Source organism: Mycobacterium sp. E1386 (assembly GCF_001672745.1).
Taxonomy (GTDB): domain Bacteria; phylum Actinomycetota; class Actinomycetes; order Mycobacteriales; family Mycobacteriaceae; genus Mycobacterium.
Map to the genome: position 1 here is coordinate 1 of NZ_LZKH01000138.1, position 22,170 is coordinate 22,170.

Here is a 22,170-nt window from a genome sequence, read left to right on the forward strand (position 1 = left end):
TCGTCGGCCGGGTGCGACTTTCCGGCGACGATCAGCTGAATCGGCCTGTCCTCATCGAGCAGCAGGCGTTCGAGCCGCTCCGGGTCGCGCAGCATCAGCGTCAGCCGCTTGTACGTGGGCACCCGCCGGGCGAACCCAATGGTAAGCACGTTCGGCTCGAATGCCGTTGCTATCCAGCCCAATTCGGCGTCCGATGCGCCGCGTTCCAGCCAGGATTTCCGCAGCCGCTGCCGGACGTCCTCGACCAGCAGCGACCGCAATTGCGAGCGGATCCACCAAAGATGGCCCGCGTCAACCTGGTTCAGCCGAAGCCAGACGCCGGGATCGCCGAACGAATCCGACCCGGCCAACTCACGCCCTAACTGCAACCATTGCGGCGCCGCCCAGGTGCGCGCGTGAACCCCGTTGGTGATCGACCCGATCGGCACTTCGTCCGCGTCGAACCCGGACCACAGCTCGTTGAACATGGCCCGACTCACCTCACCGTGCAGCAACGAGACGCCGTTGGCCCGCTGCGCCAGCCGCAGACCCATGTGCGCCATGTTGAATTTGGTCGGGTCGTCCTCGGCGCCGAGCGCGAGAATCCGGGCCGTCGGTACGCCTGGCAACAGCGCGGGCGCGCCCTTGCCGCCGGCTTTCTTCTTGCCGGGATCGTCCTCGATCTGGCCGTCGAAGTAGAGCCGCACCATGTCGATCGGGAACCGGTCGATACCCGCGGGCACCGGAGTGTGAGTGGTGAACACGGTGCTGGATCGCACGACGGCGAGCGCGGTGTCGAAGTCCAAGCCGGCATCGGTCATCAACTCGCGGATGCGTTCGGCTCCGAGGAATCCCGCGTGCCCCTCATTCATGTGGAACACCTCGGGCGCGGGCAGGCCTTCGATGGCGGTGAACGCGCGGATCGCCCGCACGCCGCCGATGCCGGCCAGCAGCTCTTGGCGCATCCGGTGTTCCTGGTCACCGCCGTACAGCCGGTCGGTAATGCCGCGCAGCTCGTGCTCGTTCTCCGGGACGTCGGAATCGAGCAGGAGCAGCGGCACCCGGCCCACCTGAGCAACCCAGATCCGCGCGTGCAGCTGCGCGGAGTCGGGAAGCGTCAGCTCGACCAGGACGGGATCGCCGGCGGCATCGGTGAGTAGCCGCAACGGCAGGCCCTGCGGGTCCAGCGACGGGTAAGTCTCGTTTTGCCAGCCGTCGGCGGTCAGCGACTGGCGGAAATAGCCGGACCGGTAGTACAGGCCCACGGCCACCAGGGGCACCCCCAGATCCGAGGCCGACTTGAGGTGGTCCCCGGCGAGGATGCCCAGGCCGCCCGAGTAATTGGGCAGCACCTCGGCGACGCCGAACTCCATCGAGAAGTAGGCGATGGCCGTCGGCATCGCCACGCCTTCGGCTTGCTGCTGCTGGTACCACAGCGGACGGCTCAGGTAGTCGTTGAGGTCGGCTGCCAACTGATCGAGTCGGCCCAGGAATGCTTCGTCGAGGGCCAGCTCGTCGAGTCGTGCCGGATTCACCGCGCCCAGCAACGCCACCGGATCAGAGCCGCAGCGCTCCCACAGGCCGACGTCGATGGTCGCGAACAAGTCCTGGGTCGGCTTGTCCCATGACCATCGCAAGTTGGTCGACAGCTGATCCAGCGCGGCCAGCCGTTCGGGGAGGTGAGCGCGGACGGTAAAGCGGCGGAGGGCTTTCACGCGTCCTTACCTTACTGAGGATTTCGCCCCATGCACGGCGTCGGTGGAGACCGCTTTTCCCGCCGAGGGTGTGACCGGACACTAGGCTGGGTATCGGTTAGTTATTGGGGCCGCAACGGTGCTTCCCCGCAGAGGAAGTTCCCCACGACAGGAAGTTTCGCCAGACGAGAGGCATTCCGCGACGGAGCGCACCGCGGTCTGGCCGCAGACAATCGGAACCAGTCGGCGAGGTCCGAAGCGGACCGAGGAGGAGCCGGCAAATCGGAACCAGTCGGCGACGATGCGGTCCGCGAACGCGGACCGAGGAGGAGCCGGCAAATCGGAACGGAGTGTTGTGCCTGGTCGTGTCGAGATCGATAACGTACAACCCGTCGTCTCCTGCGGCGCGTATCCCGCCAAGGCCGTGGTCGGCGAGACCGTCCCGGTCAGCGCGGCGGTATGGCGTGAGGGCCACGAGGCTGTCGCCGCGACCCTGGTCGTGCGGTACCTCGGACCGCGTTATCCGCAGGTCAGCGAAACCCGCCGAATCAAAGCGGTCCAGGCCCCGGTAAAGATCGCGACGGAAGTCGACGGTGCGGGAGATCAGCAACGGATCAAGCCGCTGCTGCTGCCGATGACGTTGGGCCTCGAGCCGTACGTCTTCCACGGGCAATTCACGCCCGACCGGGTGGGCCTGTGGACATTCAGAGTCGATGGCTGGGGGGACCCGATCCACTCCTGGCGGCATGGCCTGGTAGCCAAGCTCGAGGCCGGCCAGGGCGAGACGGAACTGTCCAATGACCTCTTGGTCGGGGCAGCGCTGCTCGAGCGCGCCGCCACGGGCGTGCCGCGCGCGAGGCGCGAACCACTGATGGCGGCCGCCACGGCGTTGCGGAGCCCCGGGGATCCGATCACCCGCACCGCCTTGGCCCTGGGGCCGGAAATCGACGAGATCCTGGCCGAGTATCCGTTGCGCGATCTGGTCACCCGGGGCGAGCAGTACGGGGTCTGGGTGGACCGGCCGCTCGCCCGCTTCGGCTCCTGGTACGAGATGTTCCCCCGCTCGACCGGGGGGTGGGACGCCGAGGGCAAGCCCGTCCACGGCACGTTCGCCACGGCGGCCGCCGAGCTTCCACGCATCGCGGCAATGGGATTCGACGTGGTGTACCTACCGCCGATCCACCCGATCGGCAAGGTGCACCGCAAGGGCCGCAACAACTCTCCCACCGCCGCTCCCGGCGATGTTGGTTCTCCGTGGGCAATCGGCAGCGACGAGGGTGGCCACGACGCCGTCCACCCGGACCTGGGCACCATCGAAGACTTCGACGCCTTCGTCGCCGCGGCGCGCGAGTTGGGCATGGAGGTCTCGCTGGACCTGGCGTTGCAGTGCGCCCCGGACCACCCGTGGGCCCGCGATCACCGTGAATGGTTCACCGAGCTGCCCGACGGCACCATCGCCTATGCGGAGAACCCGCCGAAGAAATATCAAGACATCTATCCGCTCAACTTCGACAACGACCCGGCGGGCCTCTACGACGAGGTGCTGCGCGTCGTCCGGCACTGGATGGACCACGGCGTCAAGTTCTTTCGGGTTGACAACCCGCACACCAAGCCGCCGAACTTCTGGGCATGGCTGATCGCCCAGGCGAAGAGCATCGACCCCGATGTGCTGTTCCTCTCGGAGGCCTTCACGCCGCCGGCCCGCCAGTACGGATTGGCGAAGCTCGGGTTCACGCAGTCCTACAGCTACTTCACCTGGCGCACGGCCAAGCAGGAACTCACCGAGTTCGGCGACGCCATCGCCGCCGCTGCGGACTTTCGGCGCCCCAACCTGTTCGTGAACACCCCCGACATCCTGCACGCCATCCTGCAGCACAACGGCCCCGGCATGTTCGCGATCCGGGCGGTGCTGGCGGCGACCATGGGTCCGGCCTGGGGCGTGTATTCGGGGTACGAGCTCTTCGAGCACCGCGCGGTGCGGGAAGGCAGCGAGGAGTATCTGAACTCCGAGAAATACGAACTGCGGCCTCGTGATTTCGCGGGCGCGCTGGCCGAAGGGCGGTCGCTCGAGCCGTTCATCACCCGGCTCAACTCCATTCGCCGGTTACACCCCGCGCTGCAGCAGTTGCGTACCATCCATTTCCACGCCATCGACAACGATGCGCTACTGGCCTACAGCAAATTCGACCCGGCGACCGGCGACTGTGTGCTGGTGGTCGTCACGCTCAACGCGTTCGGGCCCGAGGAAGCCACGCTGTTTTTGGATATGGCGGCTTTGGGTATGGAGCCCTATGAGCGTTTCTGGGTGCGCGACGAAATCACCGGCCAGGAATTCCAATGGGGGCAAGCAAACTACGTTCGCATCGACCCTGCGCGAGCGGTCGCGCATGTCATCAACATGCCACTCATCCCGCAGGAGTCCCGAATGACGCTGCTCCGCAGGCCACCAAAAGGACCGGAGGGATTGTGACATGAGCCAAGCAGACCAACTCGCCAGGACGCACCTGGCGCCCGACCCCGCCGACTTGTCGCGCCTGCTGGCCGGCACGCATCACAACCCGCACGGGATCCTGGGCGCCCACGAGTACACCGACCACACCGTCATCCGGGCGTTCCGCCCGCATGCGGTCGAGGTCGTGGCGCTCGTCGGAGACGACCGTTTCCCGTTGGAGCACATCGAGTCCGGCCTGTTCGCCGTGGCGCTGCCCTTCACCAACCTGATCGACTACCGGCTGCAGGTGAAATACGAGGGTTCCGAGCCATACACCGTCGCCGACGCGTACCGATTTCTGCCCACTCTGGGCGAGGTGGACCTCTTCCTGTTCGGCGAGGGCCGTCACGAGCGACTCTGGGAAGTCCTTGGCGCGCACCCTCGTTCGTTCACCACGGCCGACGGCGTCGTCAACGGCGTGTCGTTCGCGGTGTGGGCGCCCAACGCCAAGGGCGTCAGCCTGATCGGCGAGTTCAACGGCTGGACGGGCAACGATGCACCCATGCGGTCGCTGGGCTCCTCGGGCGTGTGGGAGCTGTTCTGGCCCGACTTTCCCGCCAACGGCCTGTACAAGTTTCGCGTGCATGGCGCCGACGGCGTCGTGACCGACCGCGCCGATCCTATGGCGTTCGCCACCGAAGTGCCGCCGCACACCGCGTCTCGCGTGACGCGCAGCGAATACACATGGCAGGACGCCGAGTGGATGGAGCGGCGCGCTCAGCTCAACCCGGTGTTCGAGCCGATGAGCACCTATGAGGTCCACCTCGGCTCGTGGCGGCCCGGACTCGGTTACCGGCAACTGGCCGAGGAGCTGACCAATTATGTGGTCGAGCATGGGTTCACCCACGTCGAGTTGCTCCCGGTCGCCGAGCACCCGTTCGCCGGGTCATGGGGTTACCAGGTGACGTCGTACTACGCGCCGACATCGCGGTTCGGCACACCCGACGAATTCCGGGCGTTGGTCGACGCGCTGCACAACGCCGGCATCGGCGTCATCGTTGATTGGGTGCCGGCGCATTTCCCGAAAGATGCATGGGCGTTGGGACGGTTTGACGGCACCCCGCTTTATGAACATGCCGATCCTAAGCGTGGCGAGCAACTAGACTGGGGCACTTACGTTTTCGATTTCGGGCGCGCCGAGGTGCGTAACTTCCTGGTGGCCAACGCGCTGTATTGGCTCGAGGAGTACCACGTCGACGGGTTACGGGTCGACGCCGTTGCCTCCATGCTGTATTTGGACTACTCGCGCCCCGAGGGCGGCTGGACGCCGAACATCTACGGTGGGCGGGAAAACCTGGAGGCCGTGCAATTCCTGCAGGAGATGAACGCCACGGTGCACAAGTCGGCCCCCGGCATCGTCACCATCGCCGAGGAGTCGACGTCGTGGCCCGGTGTCACGCGCCCGACCAACCTTGGCGGCCTTGGCTTCTCGATGAAGTGGAATATGGGCTGGATGCACGACACGCTCGACTACATCAGCCGCGACCCGATTTACCGCAACTACCACCACCACGAGATGACGTTCTCGATGCTCTACGCATTCAGCGAGAACTACGTGCTGCCGATCAGCCACGACGAGGTCGTGCACGGCAAAGGCACGCTGTGGGGCCGCATGCCGGGCAACAACCACGTCAAGGCGGCCGGGCTGCGCAGCCTGCTCGCCTACCAGTGGGCGCACCCCGGCAAGCAATTGCTGTTCATGGGCCAGGAATTCGGCCAGCGCGCCGAGTGGTCGGAGGAACGCGGCCTGGATTGGTGGCAGCTCGACGAACAAGGCTTCTCGAACGGCGTGCTGCGTCTGGTGCGCGACATCAACGACATCTACCGCAACCACCCCGCGCTGTGGAGCCAGGACACCGTCCCCGACGGCTACTCCTGGATCGACGCCAACGACTCGGCCAACAACGTGTTGAGCTTCCTGCGGTACGGCAGCGACGGCTCCGTGATGGCCTGCGTCTTCAATTTCGCCGGCAACGAGCACAGCGGATACCGGCTCGGCCTGCCGTCCGCCGGCCGTTGGCGCGAGGTGCTCAACACCGACGCCACCGACTACAACGGGACCGGCATCGGCAACATGGGTGGTGTCGATGCCACCGAGGACCCGTGGCACGGGCGACCCGCATCGGCGGTGCTGGTGCTTCCGCCCAATTCGGCCTTGTGGCTCGAGCCCGAGTAGGCCGTCAGTAGAGCGCGTTGGCGAGGTTGCGCCGTCCGGCGACGACCTCGGGGTCGGCAGGATCGAAAAGCTCGAAAAGCTCGATCAATCGGGTGCGCACCTTGGTCCGGTCGTCCCCAGATGTGCTGCGCACCAAAGCGATCAGGCGATCGAAGGCCGCGCTCACATCCTGATTGAGGATTTGCACGTCGGCGGCGGCGAAGGCCGCATCGATGTCGCTCGGTGCCGCGTCGGCGGCCGCGAGGGCATCCGGCGAGTGGGTGGTGGCGCGCTTGAGGAAGTCGATCTGCCGGATCGCGCCCTTGGCTTCGACGCTGCCCGGATTGGCATCCAAGATCGCTTGATACGAGGCTCTCGCCACCTCGAAATCACCCGCCTCGAGCTGTTCACGGGCGGCGGCCAGCTCGGGGTCGACCTCGTCGGGGTCCGCGGAACCGCCTGGGCCCTTGAGCTTTCCGGCCGTCGCAGAGAGAAGCGAGTCCACCCAGCCCCGCAACTGCTCGGGCGGCTGCATCCCTTGGAAGCTGGACAGCGGCTGCCCGGCGGCCAGAGCCACGACGGTCGGCACCGCGTCGACACCGAATATCTGGGCCACCCTTGGCGCCACGTCGACGTTGACCGTGGCCAGGGACCACTTGCCGTTGTCCTCGGCGGCCAGGCCGGACAGGATGTCGACGAGCTGGACACATGCGTCGCTGCGTGGCGACCACAGCAGCACCACGACCGGCACTTCCTCGGACCGGAGCAGGACTTCGGTTTCGAAATTGGCTTCGGTGATCGCGGTGACGCCAGGACCGGCCTCAGCGGCCGGCGTTGCACCGGCGCCCGTCGCGCCGGCCGGCGGCTGTTGCTGGGCCCGCTGCTTGAGGCCGGATAAGTCGACCGCACCGGCCATCGCCGGGCCTATCGAGGGTCGCGGACGCGTCACGTCGTCAAGTTTGTCATGCGCATCGGTGACCTATCCACCCGGTGGCGAGGACGTCCGGGCCAGTCCAGAGGGCGCATGGACGGGCCCCGACCGGGCATATGACCAAGATCACAAAAATTCCCGCACGTCAGGAGCCAGCAACCTCGCGCGTGGGCGCGAGCGCCCCCGGGCGAGCTACTTTGCCCGCAGAATCAGCGCGTCGCCCTGGCCACCCGCGCCGCACAGGGCGGCGACGGCGTAGCCGGAGCCGCGGCGGGCCAATTCCAGCGCCGCATGCAGCGTGATCCGAGCGCCCGACATGCCGATGGGATGCCCGACGGCGATCGCACCGCCGTTGACGTTGACGATCTCGGGATCCAACCCGAGTTCGCGGGTCGATGCCAGCGCGACCGCCGAGAACGCCTCGTTGATTTCCACGACGTCGAGCTGGTCGACGGAGATGCCCTCGCGGCTGAGGGCTTTCTTGATCGCGTTGGCGGGCTGCGACTGCAGAGTGGAGTCCGGCCCGGCCACCACACCGTGGGCGCCGATTTCGACCAGCCAGGTCAGGCCGAGCTCTTCTGCCTTGGCCTTGTTCATCACCACCACGGCGGCCGCCCCGTCGGAAATCTGCGACGCCGAACCGGCGGTGATGGTGCCATCGCGACGGAAGGCCGGCTTGAGCCCGGCCAGCGACTCGGCGGTGGTGTTGGCGCGGATCCCCTCGTCCTCGGTGAACTGCAGCGAATCACCCTTGCGCTGTGGGATGTTGACCGGCACGACTTCGTCGGCGAAGACGCCGTCCTTCCACGCCGCGGCCGCCTTCTGATGCGACCGCGCAGCGAACTCGTCCTGCTCCTGGCGGGTGAATTGGTCCACGTCGTTGCGCTGCTCGGTGAGCGCGCCCATCGGCTGGTCGGTGAACACGTCGTGCAGACCGTCGTAGGCCATGTGGTCGAGGACCGTGACGTCGCCATACTTGTAACCCGCCCGGCTGTCCATCAGCAAATGAGGCGCCTTGGTCATCGACTCCTGGCCCCCGGCCACCACCACGTCGAACTCGCCGGCACGAATGAGCTGGTCAGCGAGCGCGATGGCGTCGATGCCGGACAGGCACATCTTGTTGATGGTCAGCGCCGGAACGTCCCAGCCGATGCCGGCCGCAACGGCCGCCTGGCGCGCGGGCATCTGGCCGGCCCCGGCCGTCAGCACCTGCCCCATGATCACGTACTCGACCAGGCGACCCGGCACTTGAACATTCGGGAAAGCCTTCTCCAGCGCGCCGGCGATCGCGATGGCACCCAGGTCGCTGGCCGAAAAATCCTTCAGCGAACCCATCAATTTGCCGATCGGCGTGCGCGCTCCAGCAACGATCACCGACGTCGTCATGAAAACCTCCTAGGGGTCCGTGGACGGCCGATTCGGCCTCCCGGAGAAGCGCAATCTTTGCCGCCAGGTTACCTTTATGTGATGACGACCGATCAAGTTGACGCCCGTCAGATCCTGGCCACCGGCCTGGTGACGGCGATCGATCACGTCGGCATCGCAGTCGCCGACCTGGACGCGGCAATCGCCTGGTATCACGACCACCTCGGCATGAACGTGGTGCACGAGGAAGTCAACGAGGAGCAGGGAATCCGCGAGGCCATGCTGGCCGTGCGCGGCGCACCGGCCGGTACCGCGCAGATCCAGCTGATGGCCCCGTTCGACGACTCCTCGACCATCGCGAAGTTCCTCGACAAGCGCGGGCCGGGCATTCAGCAGATGGCGGTTCGCGTGGGCGACCTCGACAGCGTGATCGAGCATCTGCGCTCCCAGGGCATCCGGTTGATCTACGACGCGCCGCGCCGCGGCACGGCAAACTCGCGGATCAACTTCATCCACCCCAAGGACGCCGGCGGCGTTCTCATCGAGCTGGTCGAACCGGCCGCCTGATCACGACCACTTCCGGGTCGGGCCCCGCGTGGCGCGGTGGCTCCAGCACGGGGTGTGCCAATGCCGCCGATCGTCAGCTCCCCCGAGTGTCGAATCGGTCGGCCACACCACGAGATGTGCGGTACCGGCGCGTATTTCGTGATCACAACCGGGACAGCGGTAGGTCTTGACCGCACGGTCCGCCGCGACGGGCCGGACTTCGTACTCGTGGCCGTCGGGCCCGATCTCCAAGCGGCGCGGCACCAGGGGAGGCAGTGACGCCCGCTGCCGACGTGGCGGTGTGCGGCGTCTAGCCATGTCACCAGCCTAACGGGGTTCAGAACAGCCGGTATTCGTCGCTGTCCATTCCTCGCATCTTGTCGTAATCCAGTGTGATGCAACGGATCCCGCGGTCGGTGGCCAGCGTGCGCGCTTGCGGCTTGATCTGCTGTGCGGCGAACACCCCCTTCACCGGCGCGAGCACGCTGTCGCGATTGAGCAACTCGAGGTAGCGGGTGAGCTGCTCAACGCCGTCGATCTCGCCGCGTCGCTTGATTTCCACCGCGACGGAACCGCCTTGCTCGTCACGGCAGAGCAGGTCGACGGGCCCGATGGCGGTCATGTATTCGCGACGCACCAGCGTGTAGCCCTCGCCGAGCAGTTGCACGTGCTCGGCGAGCAACGCCTGCAAGTGGGCTTCGACGCCGTCCTTGACCAGGCCGGGGTCCACCCCGAGGTCGTGGCTGGAATCGTGCTCGACCTCCTCGACGGTGATGCGCAGCTGTTCCCCGGCCTTGTTCTGGACGACCCACACTGGCACCTGATCACCGGGCTCCTCGGTGAGCCAGCAAGGTGGACTCATCCAATTCAGCGGCTTGTAGGCGCGATCGTCGGCGTGCACGCTGACCGATCCGTCGGCCTTGAACAGCAACAACCTGCGGGCCGACGGAAGATGCGCGGTGAGCCGGCCGACATAGTCCACAGTGCACTGGGCGATCACTAGACGCACCCGACTCACCTTAGAGCGTGGCCGACAAATTAGGCTGACGCCACCATGTCGGCCAACCAGAGCTTGGCAAAACGCATCGGCCGGGTGCTCGAGACGGTCACCCGGCAGAGCGGGCGGCTCCCAGAGACCCCGGCGTACGGCTCGCTGCTGCTGGGACGCGTTTCGGAAAGCCAGCGACGTCGCCGCATTCGCATCCAGGTCATCCTGACGGTGTTGGTCTTGGGCGCCAATCTGATCGGCATCGCCGTCGCGCTGCTCCTGGTGACCATCGCCATTCCGCAGCCCAGCGTGTTCGACGCGCCGTGGTGGATCACCTTCGCGGCATCACCGGCATATATCGCGCTGGCACTGGCGGTGGGCACCTATTGGATCACCCGCAGGACCGTCGTATCGCTGCGCTGGGCGATCGAGGAGCGCACGCCGAACCGGGAGGACGAGCGAAACACTTTTCTGGCCCCATGGCGCATCGCCCGCTTCGATCTCGTCCTGTGGGGCGTCGGGGCGACGGTCCTGACGACGCTTTACGGACTGGTCAACACGCTATTCATCCCGCGCTTCCTCATCGCGGTGGGCATCTGCGGAATCTTGGTGGCGACCGGCAGTTATCTGCTCGCCGAGTTCGCGCTGCGCCCGGCGGCGGCCCAAGCGCTCGAAGCAGGGCCACCGCCGCGGCGATTCGCCTCGGGGATCATGGGCCGGACCATGGTGGTCTGGTTCCTCGGCTCGGGCCTGCCCGTTCTCGGTATTGGCTTCCTGGCCGGCTTCCAAGCCCTGATGCGCAATCTGACCGAAACGCAATTCGCCGTCGGCGTGCTGATCGTGTCGATCGCCACGCTCATCTTCGGTTGCCTCTTGATGTGGATCCTGGCCTGGCTCACCGCAACTCCCGTGCGCGTGGTCCGCGCGGCGCTGAGGCGTGTCGAGCGCGGTGATCTGCGGGGCGACCTCGTCGTGTTCGACGGGACCGAACTCGGTGAACTACAACGCGGATTCAACGCGATGGTGGACGGGCTGCGCGAGCGCGAACGCGTTCGCGACCTGTTCGGCCGGCACGTTGGGCGAGAGGTGGCCCTGGCCGCCGAACGCGAGCGACCGAAGCTGGGCGGCGAAGAACGGCACGTGGCGGTGGTATTCATCGACATCGTCGGGTCGACCAAGCTGGTGACGAGCCGGCCCGCGTCGGAGATCGTCCAGTTGCTCAACCAATTCTTCGGAATAGTCGTGGAGGAAGTGGACCGACACTGCGGGCTGGTCAACAAGTTTGAGGGCGATGCCACGCTGGCCGTGTTCGGGGCCCCCAATCATTTGGACTGCCCCGAAGAGCAAGCGCTGGCCGCCGCGCGTGCCATCGCCGAGCGGCTGAACGACGAAATCTCTGAGTGCCGGGCCGGTATCGGCGTGGCGGCCGGCCAAGTCGTGGCCGGGAACGTCGGCGCCAGGGAACGCTTCGAATACACCGTGATCGGCGGACCGGTCAATGAGGCGGCCCGGCTGTGCGAACTCGCCAAGTCGTACCCGGGCCTACTGCTCGCGGCGGCCGACGCGCTGGAAGGGGTCGGTGAGAAGGAGCGCGCCCGTTGGTCTTTGGGCGAGACCGTGACCCTCCGTGGACACGAGAACCCCACGCGGCTCGCCATGCCCACCGACCCGGCGCAGTGATTGATTTCGGACCCGAGTGGGTAAGGGGTTTATGGACATCGCCCCTCTAGAGATTGGTGTTGACATGACCGGAAGTGGAACTGTCCGCCGTGTTGCCGTCGCGGCGGGCATCGCCGCGGCAATCGCGCTGAGTTCGTTCACCGCCGGATGTAGCTCGAACAACAACAACAAGAACCCGACGACCTCGACCGTTACCACCACCGTCACCACGCCCGCGAGCGTCACCACGACGGCGCCGGCGGCGACGACTCCCGCCGGACCGGGCGGCGGCCCCGAGACCGGACCCGGTGGCGCCACGACCGCCGGACCGGGTGGTTCCGGCGCCGGCGCCGGGCCAGGAGGGGCGAGCGCGGGTGTGCCGGGCGCCGGGGCTTCCGCTGGACCCGGGGGCGCGGGCGCCTGCGCCGGCGGTGTTTGCGTCGGGACCCCTCCCGCCCCGTAACCGCCTGCCGGGCGCAATCAATAACGGGTGGTCAAGGCTGCAACGAGGTGGTTGTTGGTGCGGGAGTCGCTCTCCCGCACCAACATCGCCACGAGGCCCGAGCCGGCCACCAGCAGTGCGCCGACGAAACCGACGACCGCGGGCCAGCCGTGGACGCCGTAAATGAGGCCGCCGACCGCGCCGGCGACTGATCCGCCCAAGTAATAGCTGAATAAATACAGCGCGGACGCCTCCGCGCGGTCGGTTTGCGCCAACGCGCCCACCCAACCGCTGGCCACGGTGTGCGCGGCGAAGAAACCACCCGTGAAGACGCCGACGCCCACCACTACCGCGGCCAGGGCGTGCGACACCGTCAGCAGTAGACCCGTCATCGTGACCGGCAAGGCGACTCCGAGCACGAGTGGGCGTCCCCTGCTGTCGGCGAGCCGCCCGGCGACCAGCGATGTCCAGGTGCCGACCAGGTACAGCAGGAACAGCAGGCCAACAACCGACGGAGCGAGGCCGAACGGCCGCGCGGTCAGCCGGTAGCCAAGGTAGTTGTACACGGTCACGAATCCACCCATCAGCACGAATCCCACCGCGAAGAGCTTCAGCAGTAAGGGATTTCGCAGATGTGCCGCGAGGTTACACACGCTGGCCCGCGCACTCGTCTCTTTCGCTTCGAAGAACTGAGACCTCGGCACCAGGACGGCGAAGACCACCGTGCCGGCCAGCGTCGTCAGGGAACACACCAGCAGCGCGACCCGCCAATTGCTGACCTCGATAACGAACGACGGGACGAGGCGACCGGCCAGTCCGCCGACCGTCGTTCCGGCGATGTAGCGGCCCATCGCCGATCCGAGCGACGAAGCGTGCACCTCCTCGGCCAGGAACGCCATCGCGACAGCGGGTATCCCTGCCAGGGCGACGCCGTGCACCGCGCGGCCGACGAGCAGCACGCCGAGCGTCGGACTGAATGGCAGCAACAGCCCGATCACGCTGGACGCCAGGCCGGAGGTCAGCATCACTGGGATTCGCCCGTAGCGCTCGGATACCACGCTCGCGGGAATGACGGCCAGCGCCAGCATTCCAGTAGTCAGCGAGACCGTCAGCGCCGCGACGGCGGGGGTGATCCGGTAGGACGCGGACAAGGCCGGAAGCAACGCCTGTGTGCAGTACATCGCGGCGAAACTGGCGAGACCGGCGCCGTACAGCGCCGTTGTCAGCCGGCGATATCCGCTGGTTCCGGCTCGGTGCGCGACGGCAGAGGGGCGCTCAGGCATAGCAACGATGCTTCCGGCCTGCGCAGTACAACGGAAATGAATTATTCGTTGATCTGTTATGCAATAATCGAATAAGTAGAGGTGGTGGCATGTGGGCGACGATTACGAGTGGTTCGTCACACTCGCGGAGCTAGAGCACGTCACCGCGGCCGCCGAGCAGCTGCACCTGGCGCAGCCGACGCTCACCCGGATGCTGGCGCGCCTGGAAAGGCGACTGGGCGTGGCGCTGTTCGATCGCCGCGGCAAGCGACTATCTCTGAACACGTATGGCCGCATCTTTTACGAGCACGCACGGCGGGCACAGTCGGAGCTCGACTCGGCCCGGCGCGCAATCGACGACCTGGCCAATCCGGCTGTCAGCGAGATCCGGTTGGGATTCCTCGGTTCGTTCGGAGCGACGGTGGTGCCGCGCTTGATCGCCGGATTCAAGGAAGTATCGCCACGAGTGACGTTCGCGCTCCAGGAGGGTGCGGCCGAATCGGTCGGCGACCTCGTGCAGTCCGGAGAAGTCGACGTCGGTGTGGTGTCCCCACGCCCGCGGCGGGCGGTTCTCGCCTGGCGCAGCCTCTTTCGGCAGCGGCTCGGTATCGCCGTCCCGCCGGGGCACCGATTCACCGGCAGTGCGTCGGTATCCATGACCGAGCTGGCCGACGAGCCCGTCGTGGCCATGCACCCCGGGTTCGGCATGCGTCGATTGCTCGACGAGCTTTGTGTCGCAGCGCATTTCCAGCCGCGGATCGTATTGGAAGCGGCGAACCTCACCACGACCGCGGGCCTGGTGGCCGCCGGACTGGGCGTCGGCCTGATGCCCATCGACGGCAGCGACTACGCACCGGGGTTGAGCGTGCTGCCGCTGGCCGACGCCGACGCGTACCGCGACGTGGGGATGATCTGGGATTCGGGCCGGCCGCTTTCCCGCCCGGCCCGCGATTTCATCGCGGCCGCCGCGGCAGTCCGTCAGCGACAGCCTTAGGTCGGCGCGGTCCGCCGGCTTACCCAACACGATTCGATTGGTTGGCTGTGCCGATCAATAGGGAAATTCCTTATTTGTTCCTCTCCCCCAACACGCGAGAGTTGCTAGCGGAGCAGACCACAACGTTCGACTGATGCGCGGCACACCGATCCGTGAGTACAGGGCAAAGGAGAAAAGCAATGGCGAGAATGCGGCTTTCGGTATCTCTGAGCCTCATGACGACAGCGGCCACCGGTGTCGCCCTGTTCTCCGTGAGCGCGCCAGTGGGGATTGCCCGCGCTGATCAGCAGGACATGAAGCAATACGTCAACAACGAGCGCCGTTCCACCAGCTGTCCAGGGCTGACGGACCGCGCCGACCTCGACAATGCGGCTCAGCAGTATGCGAACACCGAGAAGACCCCGGTGCAGTCAGGCGGCTACCGGGGCGCCGTCGTCGCCTTCCTCGGCTCAGGCGATCCGTACGCCAAGGCCGCTGACAGCGCCATGGCGAAGGCGAAAGGTGCCGTCCACGACTGCAAGTACACCGACTATGGCGTGGGTTTCATCCGACATGAAGATCGCAGTGTCGACGTCGTGACCATCGTGCTCGGCGCGGAAAACCCCACGCCGACCGTCTCTCCGCCGTCCAACCAGGCGCATGGACCGGGGCTCGATTTGGAACAGAGTGCCGTCGTTCAGGCACGCAGCGGAACCAGCTGCCCAGGGCTGGCCTACCAAACCGCACTTGAAGGCGTGGCGCAACAGTACGCCAGAACAGAGAGTCCCGCGTTCGCGCCCGGCCAGACAGGATTTCTGGCATCCGGTGATCCCACGGTCAGAGCCATTGACAGCCTGATCCCTAAAGCCCACAACGCGATTGCCGATTGCAGCAACACGGTGTACGGCGTGGGCTTCGTCCGGCACGACGACAGAAATGTCAGCGTCGTCACGGTTGTGCTTGCAAAGCACTGACCCGACTGTTTCTGTGTCGACCGACGCGTAATGTCCTTCGGCGCCAACTACTTACCCAGCAAGTGCCTCAGTCCTGATGTGCCACACGCCGCCGGTCATATCCTGCGCTCCCTTGAACATCACCTGCACCGACGCCAGCGGCCACATCCCAAAACTGTTGACAGTTAAGCTCTGCCGAGGGGCGGTACTTGAGTAGCTGCCGTTACCCGGTCGGCAGGAATGCCCGCCTGCAGACAGGCTCGGGTGACCAGGTCGGCGGAATCGGCCGAGAAGATTCCGAACATGTAGGCGTCCTCCGGTACCGAGACGGCGTAGAGCAACTGAGGGGGATGGGCTTGGGCGGCAAGGGCCGCCAGTGATCGTCGCAGGGACTGCGCCATGTCGGCGATAAGTAGCTCATCGCTTTGGCGGGTGTACCACTCCGCCAGATAACACGGTGACGAAGCAACATCATCAGCCGTCACAACATGCACCCCGAGCTATCCGGGCTCTAGCGCGGCACTTGCGGGGCGATTTCACGGGCCAGTTTTACCGCAGCGGCATTCGCGTCGTCGGGCGAGAGCCGCAAGACTGCGACCTGCACCGTATTGACGCGATTGCCGGCAGCGAATTCGACTTCACCGCCACCCAGGTAACGCATCCCGTCCGGCCCCGGCCTGGAGGTGTCCGGGAAGCTGGGCGCTGGAAGCTTGTTGTTCAGGGCGGTGCCGGGGTTGCTGATCGTGAGTGAGACGGATTCCTCAGTCGCGGTGTTCTGCCACGTGCAGTCGGCTTGTTGCGGATCCTTGCCCGTCGCCACACCCGGAGCCGCCGCGCCTAGCAGTGACGAAATCTCCTGTGGCGCAATCATAGAGCAGGCGTCAATGCGTGCCGCAACCGGCGGCTTGGAGGCGGCGGTCGACTGCGACGCCGGTGCCCCGGCGGCGCCGGCGTTCAGACCGTTCGACCCACATGCGGCTAGCACGCAGCACGCCGCGGCGATGGCCGGTATCCCTTGCGGGCGAGGCGGCCGGATCAAGATCGAACTTACCGACGCACCATTATTGCCAAATGCACGCATGGTTTACCTCCCACATCGCGAACCGGTGACTCGACGGCCCAACGAATTTCGACACTAGGAGCTTTGGATCGCGGCTATCAATAGGGAGTTCCCCTACACCCGCGCCGAGCGCGGCCGTCCGCGCCCGTTTAACGCACACGAGACGCAACACCGCGATACTGGCCCGTGCGTCATAGCCATAGGGAAATGCCCTATTGGCCGGCACACACATCGGGCATAGCGTCGAAATCGTTAGACGCAGCAGCAAAACCGTCAACACCGCTTGACGAGAACTGCACCGAGTGAGGCCCCATGACCAGATCACGACCACGCATAACGCTTGCGTCCGCAGCAGCGTCCGCAGGCGCCGTTGTCTTGGCGGCAGCCATCGCCACTCCGGCCGCACATGCTGATCCTCTCGACGCGATTCGGGGTGCGGTCAACGGCGCACGTGCCGAATCGACTTGTCCACCCTTGACGTATTCCGGTCAATTAGAAGCCGCCGCGCAGCAGCTCGCCAGACAACCGAGCGACGCCTACGAGCACATCAACCCCCACGGCTACCAGGGCGCCACGAGCGGTAACCTCGTTCGCGACGATCCCACGGCCAGAGCCACATCCGAACTCGTGGCACAGGAAAGGATCCCCATTCACGACTGCGCCAATAAGGATTACGGCGTAGGCATGTTTCGGGACGACGGAGCGGACAAGAGTGTTGTCGCCGTCGTGCTGGGTAAGCCGGCGCCGCCAAAAGCCCCGCCGGCGCCACCACCCTCGCCGAAAGCCGCACCAGATCCCCCGCCGGCGCCGGTCCACCAGCTCGCCAAAGTGGTTGGCGGGGACGTGGACGTGTTCAACATCGCACACAACGACGTTCCCGATCCCACGACCGGCGTAGTAGCGGTCAAGATCGGCAAGTTGACGAACGGCTCGCAAGTCTCGATTGAACCGCCCTGCAAAAACGGTTGGTGCTGGGTCGATTCGACTCAGATAAAACGCGGTTATGGCTTCGTGGAGCAGAGTCACCTGCAGCTAAGTTAACGGACCATAACCTGCATGGCGCGGGAAAGCGCACGCGGCAGCCGACCCTCCCCGCCGTGGCCGAAGCTAGACCGGGCGCGCGGCTTGAGTACTGACCTCCATGCCATGGCCGGTGTGGTCATTGGTGAAGACGAAGCTGTCGCCCGTAGCCGCGACGGACCAGCCTTGCGCCTCGTACGCCCCGGGCTGTAGCTCAACCTTGCCCGCAAGCGCTCCCAGGTCAGCCTCGACGAATTGGAATTTGCCGTCGGCGCTGACGCTCACGGCATGGAATGGCTGACCGTTGCCGCGAGGAGGCCAGCTGTCCGAGGAGGTTTGACAGGCGACCAGTTCGGCGCTGATCGAACAACTAATCGCCCGCGATGCCAAGGTCACACGCACATACCCGTGGTCGTTGGGGACCAAGGGAGTGGGGGGCACGGGAGGCGTCGAGGTCGAGATCAACCGATACGAGCGCGGCTCCGTCATGCCGGTTGACCTCGTGGCGGCCACCGCGGCCAAGATCACAGCAATAAGGGCGGCCAGCTGCCGAGCTTTGATACGCATCGCATCGAACCCCTGTCGCTTGTATTGAACGCGCGAGGACCAACGCTATCGGCGCAGCGGCCGGCTTTGCATCAGGGAAATCACTACATTTCGACGCGCTCGGTGAGCATGCCGCATAGCGAGACGCCCCCAGGTCGGCTTCGAAACTTATAGGGAAACTCCGTATTCCACCTCGAACCCGGCCGCCTTAGCGTTGAGCAGCGAACAGAGGGCATATGGCGACAGGAGTTGTTCTGATGTCTTGGTATTCGGCGCCACAGGCCACGTCCGTGAAAGAGCCCCGCCGCGAGTCGGAGCGGCCTTCGCGACACGAGCACCACCGGACCGCACCGCTAGCCGCGTTGCTGCTCGGTGCGGTCCTTGCAAGCTGCATGACCGTTCTGCCCAGCGCTTCCGCGAATGGCGGCTGCATTCCCGGCGACGCCCCCGGCCAGGTTCCGCGCCAAGCCCGCCCCGGCGACAACGTGTGCGTCTCGTCAACGGTCGCGGCGGAAGTTCAATCCGAGAACGCGGCCGCAGCCGCGGGCCAGGGCTACGCCGGTGGAGGCGCTTACGGACCCAAGACGTGTGTCTCGGGGTTGGTATGGCGCGAGGCATTCGACGGCGATGCGGTGTGTGTCAGCCCGCAGAGGCGCACCGAAACGTGGCAGGAAAACGCCAATGCTGGGGTCGGCGCCACCGGCGGACTGAAGCCACAAACCAACTCGACAGCGTCCGGTCAGCACACGGTGACGTACCAGGTCCTGGGAGCGGGTGACGTCTTCTCAGCCATTCCCGACCCCGGCACGCCGGTGTATCCGGCCAGCAACACCACCTGGGTTTCTACGCCGTGGTCGCAGACGGTACAAGTATCCGGAAGCAAGTTCCTGGCCTTGAATTACACGGACCACCACGGTACTCACGACTGCTCGATCTTGGTGGACGGTCAGCCCGTACACCTCACTGAGCACAAGCCAGGACGCTGCGCTTACCAGATTCCTTAGTAAGCGGCGTCCAACTCCTTCCGCCTCGGGGATTCCTTCGCCCGCAGACCCGGGTACTCAGACCGGTTGCTAGGAGTCGCTTTTCAGTTGGTCCAGGCGACGGCCTAGTTCCGCACGGGATCGGATGCCGAGTTTGCGATAGATCCTAGAGAGGTGCACTTCCACGGTCTTAGGACTGACGAAGAGTGCAGCGGCGATGTCGTGATTCGTTCTGCCACCCGCCGCCAGGTCGGCGATCCGTTGCTCCGCTGACGTCAGCACCTTCGACTCACCTCGGCCGAAGTTGATGCGTTCCAATGAGGTTCGCGCACGTCGCTCCCAAAGCGGCGTGTTGAGCTCTTCGAAGGCGGCCGCGGCTGTACGCATCGCTGTAGCGGCGACTTCTCGGCTGCGCTGCCTGCGCAGAATCTCACCAAGGAGCAATTGCGTCCGGGCCCGCTCAAACGGCATCGGTAGCCGCTCATGCTCGGCCATCGCGCGTTCGGCAGCCTCCAGCGCGGCACTCAGATCTCGTCTACCGGCCAAGAGCATCGCCCGGCAACGGGACCCCAATGCCAGCATCCACGGCCTGTCCAACCGATGTCCGTTGCCCTCCAGAACGTCAATCAGGCTCAGGGCCTCGTCGAATCGGCCAAGGTGAATCAGCGCTTCGGCCGCATCGGGTAGAAACGGGGTGACATAGATTTCCGTGGCGCGCGGGTTCTGCTCGAATCGACCCAGCAGCGGTGCCACAGTCTGCAGCACCGCCTCGTAGTTGCCGAGGGAAAGTTCAAGAAAGCCAAGTGTGGTCGTCGGCCACACCGTGACCAGTGCTGGCGAGTCGCACCGCTGCGCTGCGCTAAGCGCCGCGCGGGCATCGCGGCGAGCTACAGGCTCGTCGCCGGCGTAGGCGGCCACCATGGCCTGGATCATCAGTGCCACCGCCAGCGGCAGGTCCTCGTCGAGGAGGCGCGCACGCTGCAGGGCATCCTCACCGATGAGCGATGCTTCCGCGAAGTCGCCACGCCAGATCTCGTTGAGCGCGCCATGGAAGGCATCGACCATCATCTCGCTGTCCGCACCACGCTCGGCATAGCGCTGCCGAATCGTCCTGAGCTCCCGGCGCCCCTCCTCTAGGCGTCCCGTCGCGTTGAGCAGCGCGGCGCGCTGAAGAGTTGGCCACAGCATGGCCGACGACGGCTCTTCGCCGTCGTCGAGCAGCACCGCCGTTCGCAAGGTCGCTTCGTCGAAACCGTCACCGACCAGGAAGTGCACCAGAACTTGCATGCTCAACGCCTGGCTCAGGACCTGACGGTCGTCTAGCCGGGCCGCCCTGTTCACCGCCTCGTTGGCCGCCTGCACGGCGGCGTCGAACTCGTGAGTGTTGATCCGGGCGAAGGACAACGACACCAATATCCGACCCAGCAACCCGTTGTCTCCGGTGGCCGCGTCCGCCGCTCGCTGCAGCAACCGAGCGCCTTCTCGGGAACTGCCGTCGAGCAACGCCCACAGTCCCAGCAAGCTTAGGGCCTCGGCGTGCACCCGCACCGCTGCCGGGGTCTCGAGCACTTCCTCGAGAACCTCGCGTGCGCGAGCTGCATCGCCGGCGCTGAAGTGTAGTGTCGCGCAACGGATCCTACGCTCAGGATCATTTGCGCCGAGCTCGTTGGCTAATTCGGCGAACTCGGCGGCCGCCGCCGGTGCCCCACGCCTGCTGGCCAACTCAGCGGCGGCATCAAGGGCCTCCAGCGTTGCCGCGTCACCGTGGGTGGCGGCCAGCGCCAGGTGGCGAGCGCGCAATTCCGGGTGGTCAACCAGCGCCGCCAGACGCCTGTGCATGGCGCGCCGTTGCGACGGTGCGGCTGCGGTATAAACGGCAGCGATGAGTAGTGGGTGAGTGAATCGGAGCCGGTTACGGTCGATTGTGATGATGCCGCGCTGCTCTGCGACGAGCAGTCGTTGAACACATTCATCGACGCCCCGACCTGCCGCCTTCGACACGACGTCTACCGTCGGTTCGGCCAGACATGCTGCGGCAAGAAGGATTTCGCGCACATCCTCATCGAGCACCCCGATTTTGGAAGTTACCAGCCCGGTCAATGTGGCTGGCAGGGTCATCTCGATGCCCGTTTGCCCCTCGGGTATGGCGCGCGCTAATTCGATGGCGTAGAAGGGATTGCCGCCAGAGGCGTCGTGAATGCGCAACATGGCATGCCTTGAAACCGAGCGCCCCAGCCGCGCCGTGATGACTTGATGCAGTCCGCCGACGGTCAAGGGTTTGAGCGCAAGTCGCCTCATCGCATTGGGGTTCTCGAGCTGCAGCCACGATACGTCGTCAGCATCGCCAGTCCGCACGGTCGCCAACAACCCCACGGGACCGGAAAACCGTCGTGCGGCGAACGCGACAATGCGAGCACTGGAAGGGTCCAGCCATTGGAGGTCGTCGATGGCCACCAGCACCGGAGCGCTATCCGACAGGATCTCGATCGCCGAAACGAACGCCGCCGCAACCGCACGTTGGTCCGTTGCCTGTCCATCGGCACTGACCTGCAACAGAATTCGGTCGACCGCCGCCCGTTGCGGTGCCGGTAGCGCGTCGAGAACGTCCGCCCCGACAGTTGAAAAAAGGTCAGCCAAGGAGACGTAGGCCGTCACCGATTCGGTGGCCGCGGCATGCGCGGAAAGCACATGCATGCCTCGTGCGCGGGCCCGGTCGATAGCTGCCAACCACAGGGTGGTCTTGCCGATTCCCGCTTCGCCCTCCAAGAGCAAGCATGCGGTCGTTGTGGTGCACGCATCGAGAAATTCGGAGATGGCTTCGGACTCCGCCGCACGACTCCCCGGTAGCAGTGGCCCGTCCATAAGCGTCAGTGGGAAGGACCGCCAGCGAATGAACAAATGCCGGCGCCGAACACGGCTGGGCGAGCCGACTCGCCTGACCCCACAAGCCGTGGCCAATCGCGGCGTGGGAGCCTGCTCATGATCCGGGGCAATTTGACATAAAACGAAACATATAGGTGCTCTAACAGGCCTGCAACCTCGACACGTGCGGCAAGGGACAGCGACGGTCCGCACTACCATGTCGTTTTTCCGCCAGTTTTGTCGGCGGGCGGGTGTAAGTCT

General features: G+C 65.7%; 19 protein-coding genes. 9 read left to right on the top strand and 10 right to left on the bottom strand.

The window, feature by feature from the left end; all coding sequences use genetic code 11:
* Window positions 1-1,694 (bottom strand): alpha-glucan family phosphorylase (glgP, locus tag A5709_RS14400; RefSeq protein ID WP_156768045.1); only part of this gene is annotated, 1,694 nt, incomplete at its 3' end.
* Window positions 1,695-2,028: 334 nt separating this feature from the next.
* On the opposite strand from glgP, the gene A5709_RS14405 reads away from it, so the two are divergent.
* Together A5709_RS14405 and glgB are read left to right on the top strand one after the other, a co-directional pair.
* Window positions 2,029-4,143 carry an alpha-1,4-glucan--maltose-1-phosphate maltosyltransferase gene (locus A5709_RS14405; RefSeq protein ID WP_231986971.1) on the top strand — a complete coding sequence of 705 codons (2,115 nt, stop codon included), beginning with the start codon at window positions 2,029-2,031 and terminating at the stop codon, window positions 4,141-4,143.
* Between the two features lies 1 nt (window position 4,144).
* Window positions 4,145-6,340: a 1,4-alpha-glucan branching protein GlgB gene (gene glgB / locus A5709_RS14410; protein ID WP_067950991.1), complete on the top strand. Its 2,196-nt coding sequence runs from the start codon at window positions 4,145-4,147 to the stop codon at window positions 6,338-6,340.
* Window positions 6,341-6,344: 4 nt separating this feature from the next.
* On the opposite strand, the gene A5709_RS14415 is transcribed toward glgB, so the two are convergent.
* The gene (locus tag A5709_RS14415; RefSeq protein ID WP_068012675.1) at window positions 6,345-7,268 is read right to left on the bottom strand and encodes a tetratricopeptide repeat protein; all 924 of its coding nucleotides are present in this window, start codon (window positions 7,266-7,268) and stop codon (window positions 6,345-6,347) included.
* 174 nt (window positions 7,269-7,442) lie between these two features.
* Window positions 7,443-8,636: an acetyl-CoA C-acetyltransferase gene (locus A5709_RS14420; protein ID WP_067950994.1), complete on the bottom strand. Its 1,194-nt coding sequence runs from the start codon at window positions 8,634-8,636 to the stop codon at window positions 7,443-7,445.
* A 78-nt stretch (window positions 8,637-8,714) separates the two neighbouring features.
* On the opposite strand from A5709_RS14420, the gene mce reads away from it, so the two are divergent.
* A complete protein-coding gene (gene mce / locus A5709_RS14425) occupies window positions 8,715-9,182 on the top strand; it encodes a methylmalonyl-CoA epimerase (RefSeq protein ID WP_082953605.1) in 468 nt (155 codons plus the stop codon).
* Here the strand turns inward: mce and A5709_RS27505 are convergent, their stop codons facing one another.
* Together A5709_RS27505 and nucS are read right to left on the bottom strand one after the other, a co-directional pair.
* Complete coding sequence (locus A5709_RS27505) at window positions 9,183-9,479, bottom strand: hypothetical protein (RefSeq protein WP_082953606.1); 297 nt, start codon at window positions 9,477-9,479, stop codon at window positions 9,183-9,185.
* Window positions 9,480-9,498: 19 nt separating this feature from the next.
* Window positions 9,499-10,170: an endonuclease NucS gene (gene nucS / locus A5709_RS14430; RefSeq protein WP_067950998.1), complete on the bottom strand. Its 672-nt coding sequence runs from the start codon at window positions 10,168-10,170 to the stop codon at window positions 9,499-9,501.
* A gap of 45 nt (window positions 10,171-10,215) precedes the next feature.
* On the opposite strand from nucS, the gene A5709_RS14435 reads away from it, so the two are divergent.
* A complete protein-coding gene (locus tag A5709_RS14435; protein WP_068120448.1) occupies window positions 10,216-11,829 on the top strand; it encodes an adenylate/guanylate cyclase domain-containing protein in 1,614 nt (537 codons plus the stop codon).
* A 64-nt stretch (window positions 11,830-11,893) separates the two neighbouring features.
* A complete protein-coding gene (locus A5709_RS28455; RefSeq protein ID WP_197501123.1) occupies window positions 11,894-12,271 on the top strand; it encodes a hypothetical protein in 378 nt (125 codons plus the stop codon).
* Window positions 12,272-12,288: 17 nt separating this feature from the next.
* On the opposite strand, the gene A5709_RS14440 is transcribed toward A5709_RS28455, so the two are convergent.
* Complete coding sequence (locus A5709_RS14440; RefSeq protein ID WP_197520148.1) at window positions 12,289-13,533, bottom strand: MFS transporter; 1,245 nt, start codon at window positions 13,531-13,533, stop codon at window positions 12,289-12,291.
* Window positions 13,534-13,624: 91 nt separating this feature from the next.
* On the opposite strand from A5709_RS14440, the gene A5709_RS14445 reads away from it, so the two are divergent.
* Window positions 13,625-14,506, top strand: a complete 882-nt coding sequence (locus tag A5709_RS14445) for a LysR family transcriptional regulator (protein ID WP_068012679.1) — start codon at window positions 13,625-13,627, stop codon at window positions 14,504-14,506.
* 179 nt (window positions 14,507-14,685) lie between these two features.
* Window positions 14,686-15,459 (top strand): hypothetical protein, encoded by a 774-nt coding sequence (locus A5709_RS14450; RefSeq protein ID WP_156673459.1) that lies wholly within the window; start codon window positions 14,686-14,688, stop codon window positions 15,457-15,459.
* A 164-nt stretch (window positions 15,460-15,623) separates the two neighbouring features.
* Here A5709_RS14450 and A5709_RS28080 read toward each other — a convergent pair whose 3' ends face one another.
* Together A5709_RS28080 and A5709_RS28460 are read right to left on the bottom strand one after the other, a co-directional pair.
* Complete coding sequence (locus A5709_RS28080; RefSeq protein ID WP_156768046.1) at window positions 15,624-15,923, bottom strand: hypothetical protein; 300 nt, start codon at window positions 15,921-15,923, stop codon at window positions 15,624-15,626.
* A 26-nt stretch (window positions 15,924-15,949) separates the two neighbouring features.
* Window positions 15,950-16,258: a hypothetical protein gene (locus A5709_RS28460; RefSeq protein ID WP_067951006.1), complete on the bottom strand. Its 309-nt coding sequence runs from the start codon at window positions 16,256-16,258 to the stop codon at window positions 15,950-15,952.
* Window positions 16,259-16,873: 615 nt separating this feature from the next.
* On the opposite strand from A5709_RS28460, the gene A5709_RS14460 reads away from it, so the two are divergent.
* On the top strand, window positions 16,874-17,539 hold the full coding sequence (locus A5709_RS14460) for a CAP domain-containing protein (protein WP_156768048.1): 666 nt from the start codon (window positions 16,874-16,876) through the stop codon (window positions 17,537-17,539).
* A gap of 66 nt (window positions 17,540-17,605) precedes the next feature.
* On the opposite strand, the gene A5709_RS14465 is transcribed toward A5709_RS14460, so the two are convergent.
* The gene (locus A5709_RS14465; RefSeq protein WP_068120455.1) at window positions 17,606-18,085 is read right to left on the bottom strand and encodes a hypothetical protein; all 480 of its coding nucleotides are present in this window, start codon (window positions 18,083-18,085) and stop codon (window positions 17,606-17,608) included.
* A gap of 371 nt (window positions 18,086-18,456) precedes the next feature.
* On the opposite strand from A5709_RS14465, the gene A5709_RS14470 reads away from it, so the two are divergent.
* Entirely contained in the window at window positions 18,457-19,068 is a 612-nt protein-coding gene (locus A5709_RS14470; protein ID WP_067951011.1) for a hypothetical protein, read from the top strand.
* A 69-nt stretch (window positions 19,069-19,137) separates the two neighbouring features.
* Here the strand turns inward: A5709_RS14470 and A5709_RS14475 are convergent, their stop codons facing one another.
* Window positions 19,138-21,909: a LuxR family transcriptional regulator gene (locus A5709_RS14475; RefSeq protein ID WP_067951012.1), complete on the bottom strand. Its 2,772-nt coding sequence runs from the start codon at window positions 21,907-21,909 to the stop codon at window positions 19,138-19,140.
* Between the last annotated feature and the right edge of the window lie 261 nt (window positions 21,910-22,170).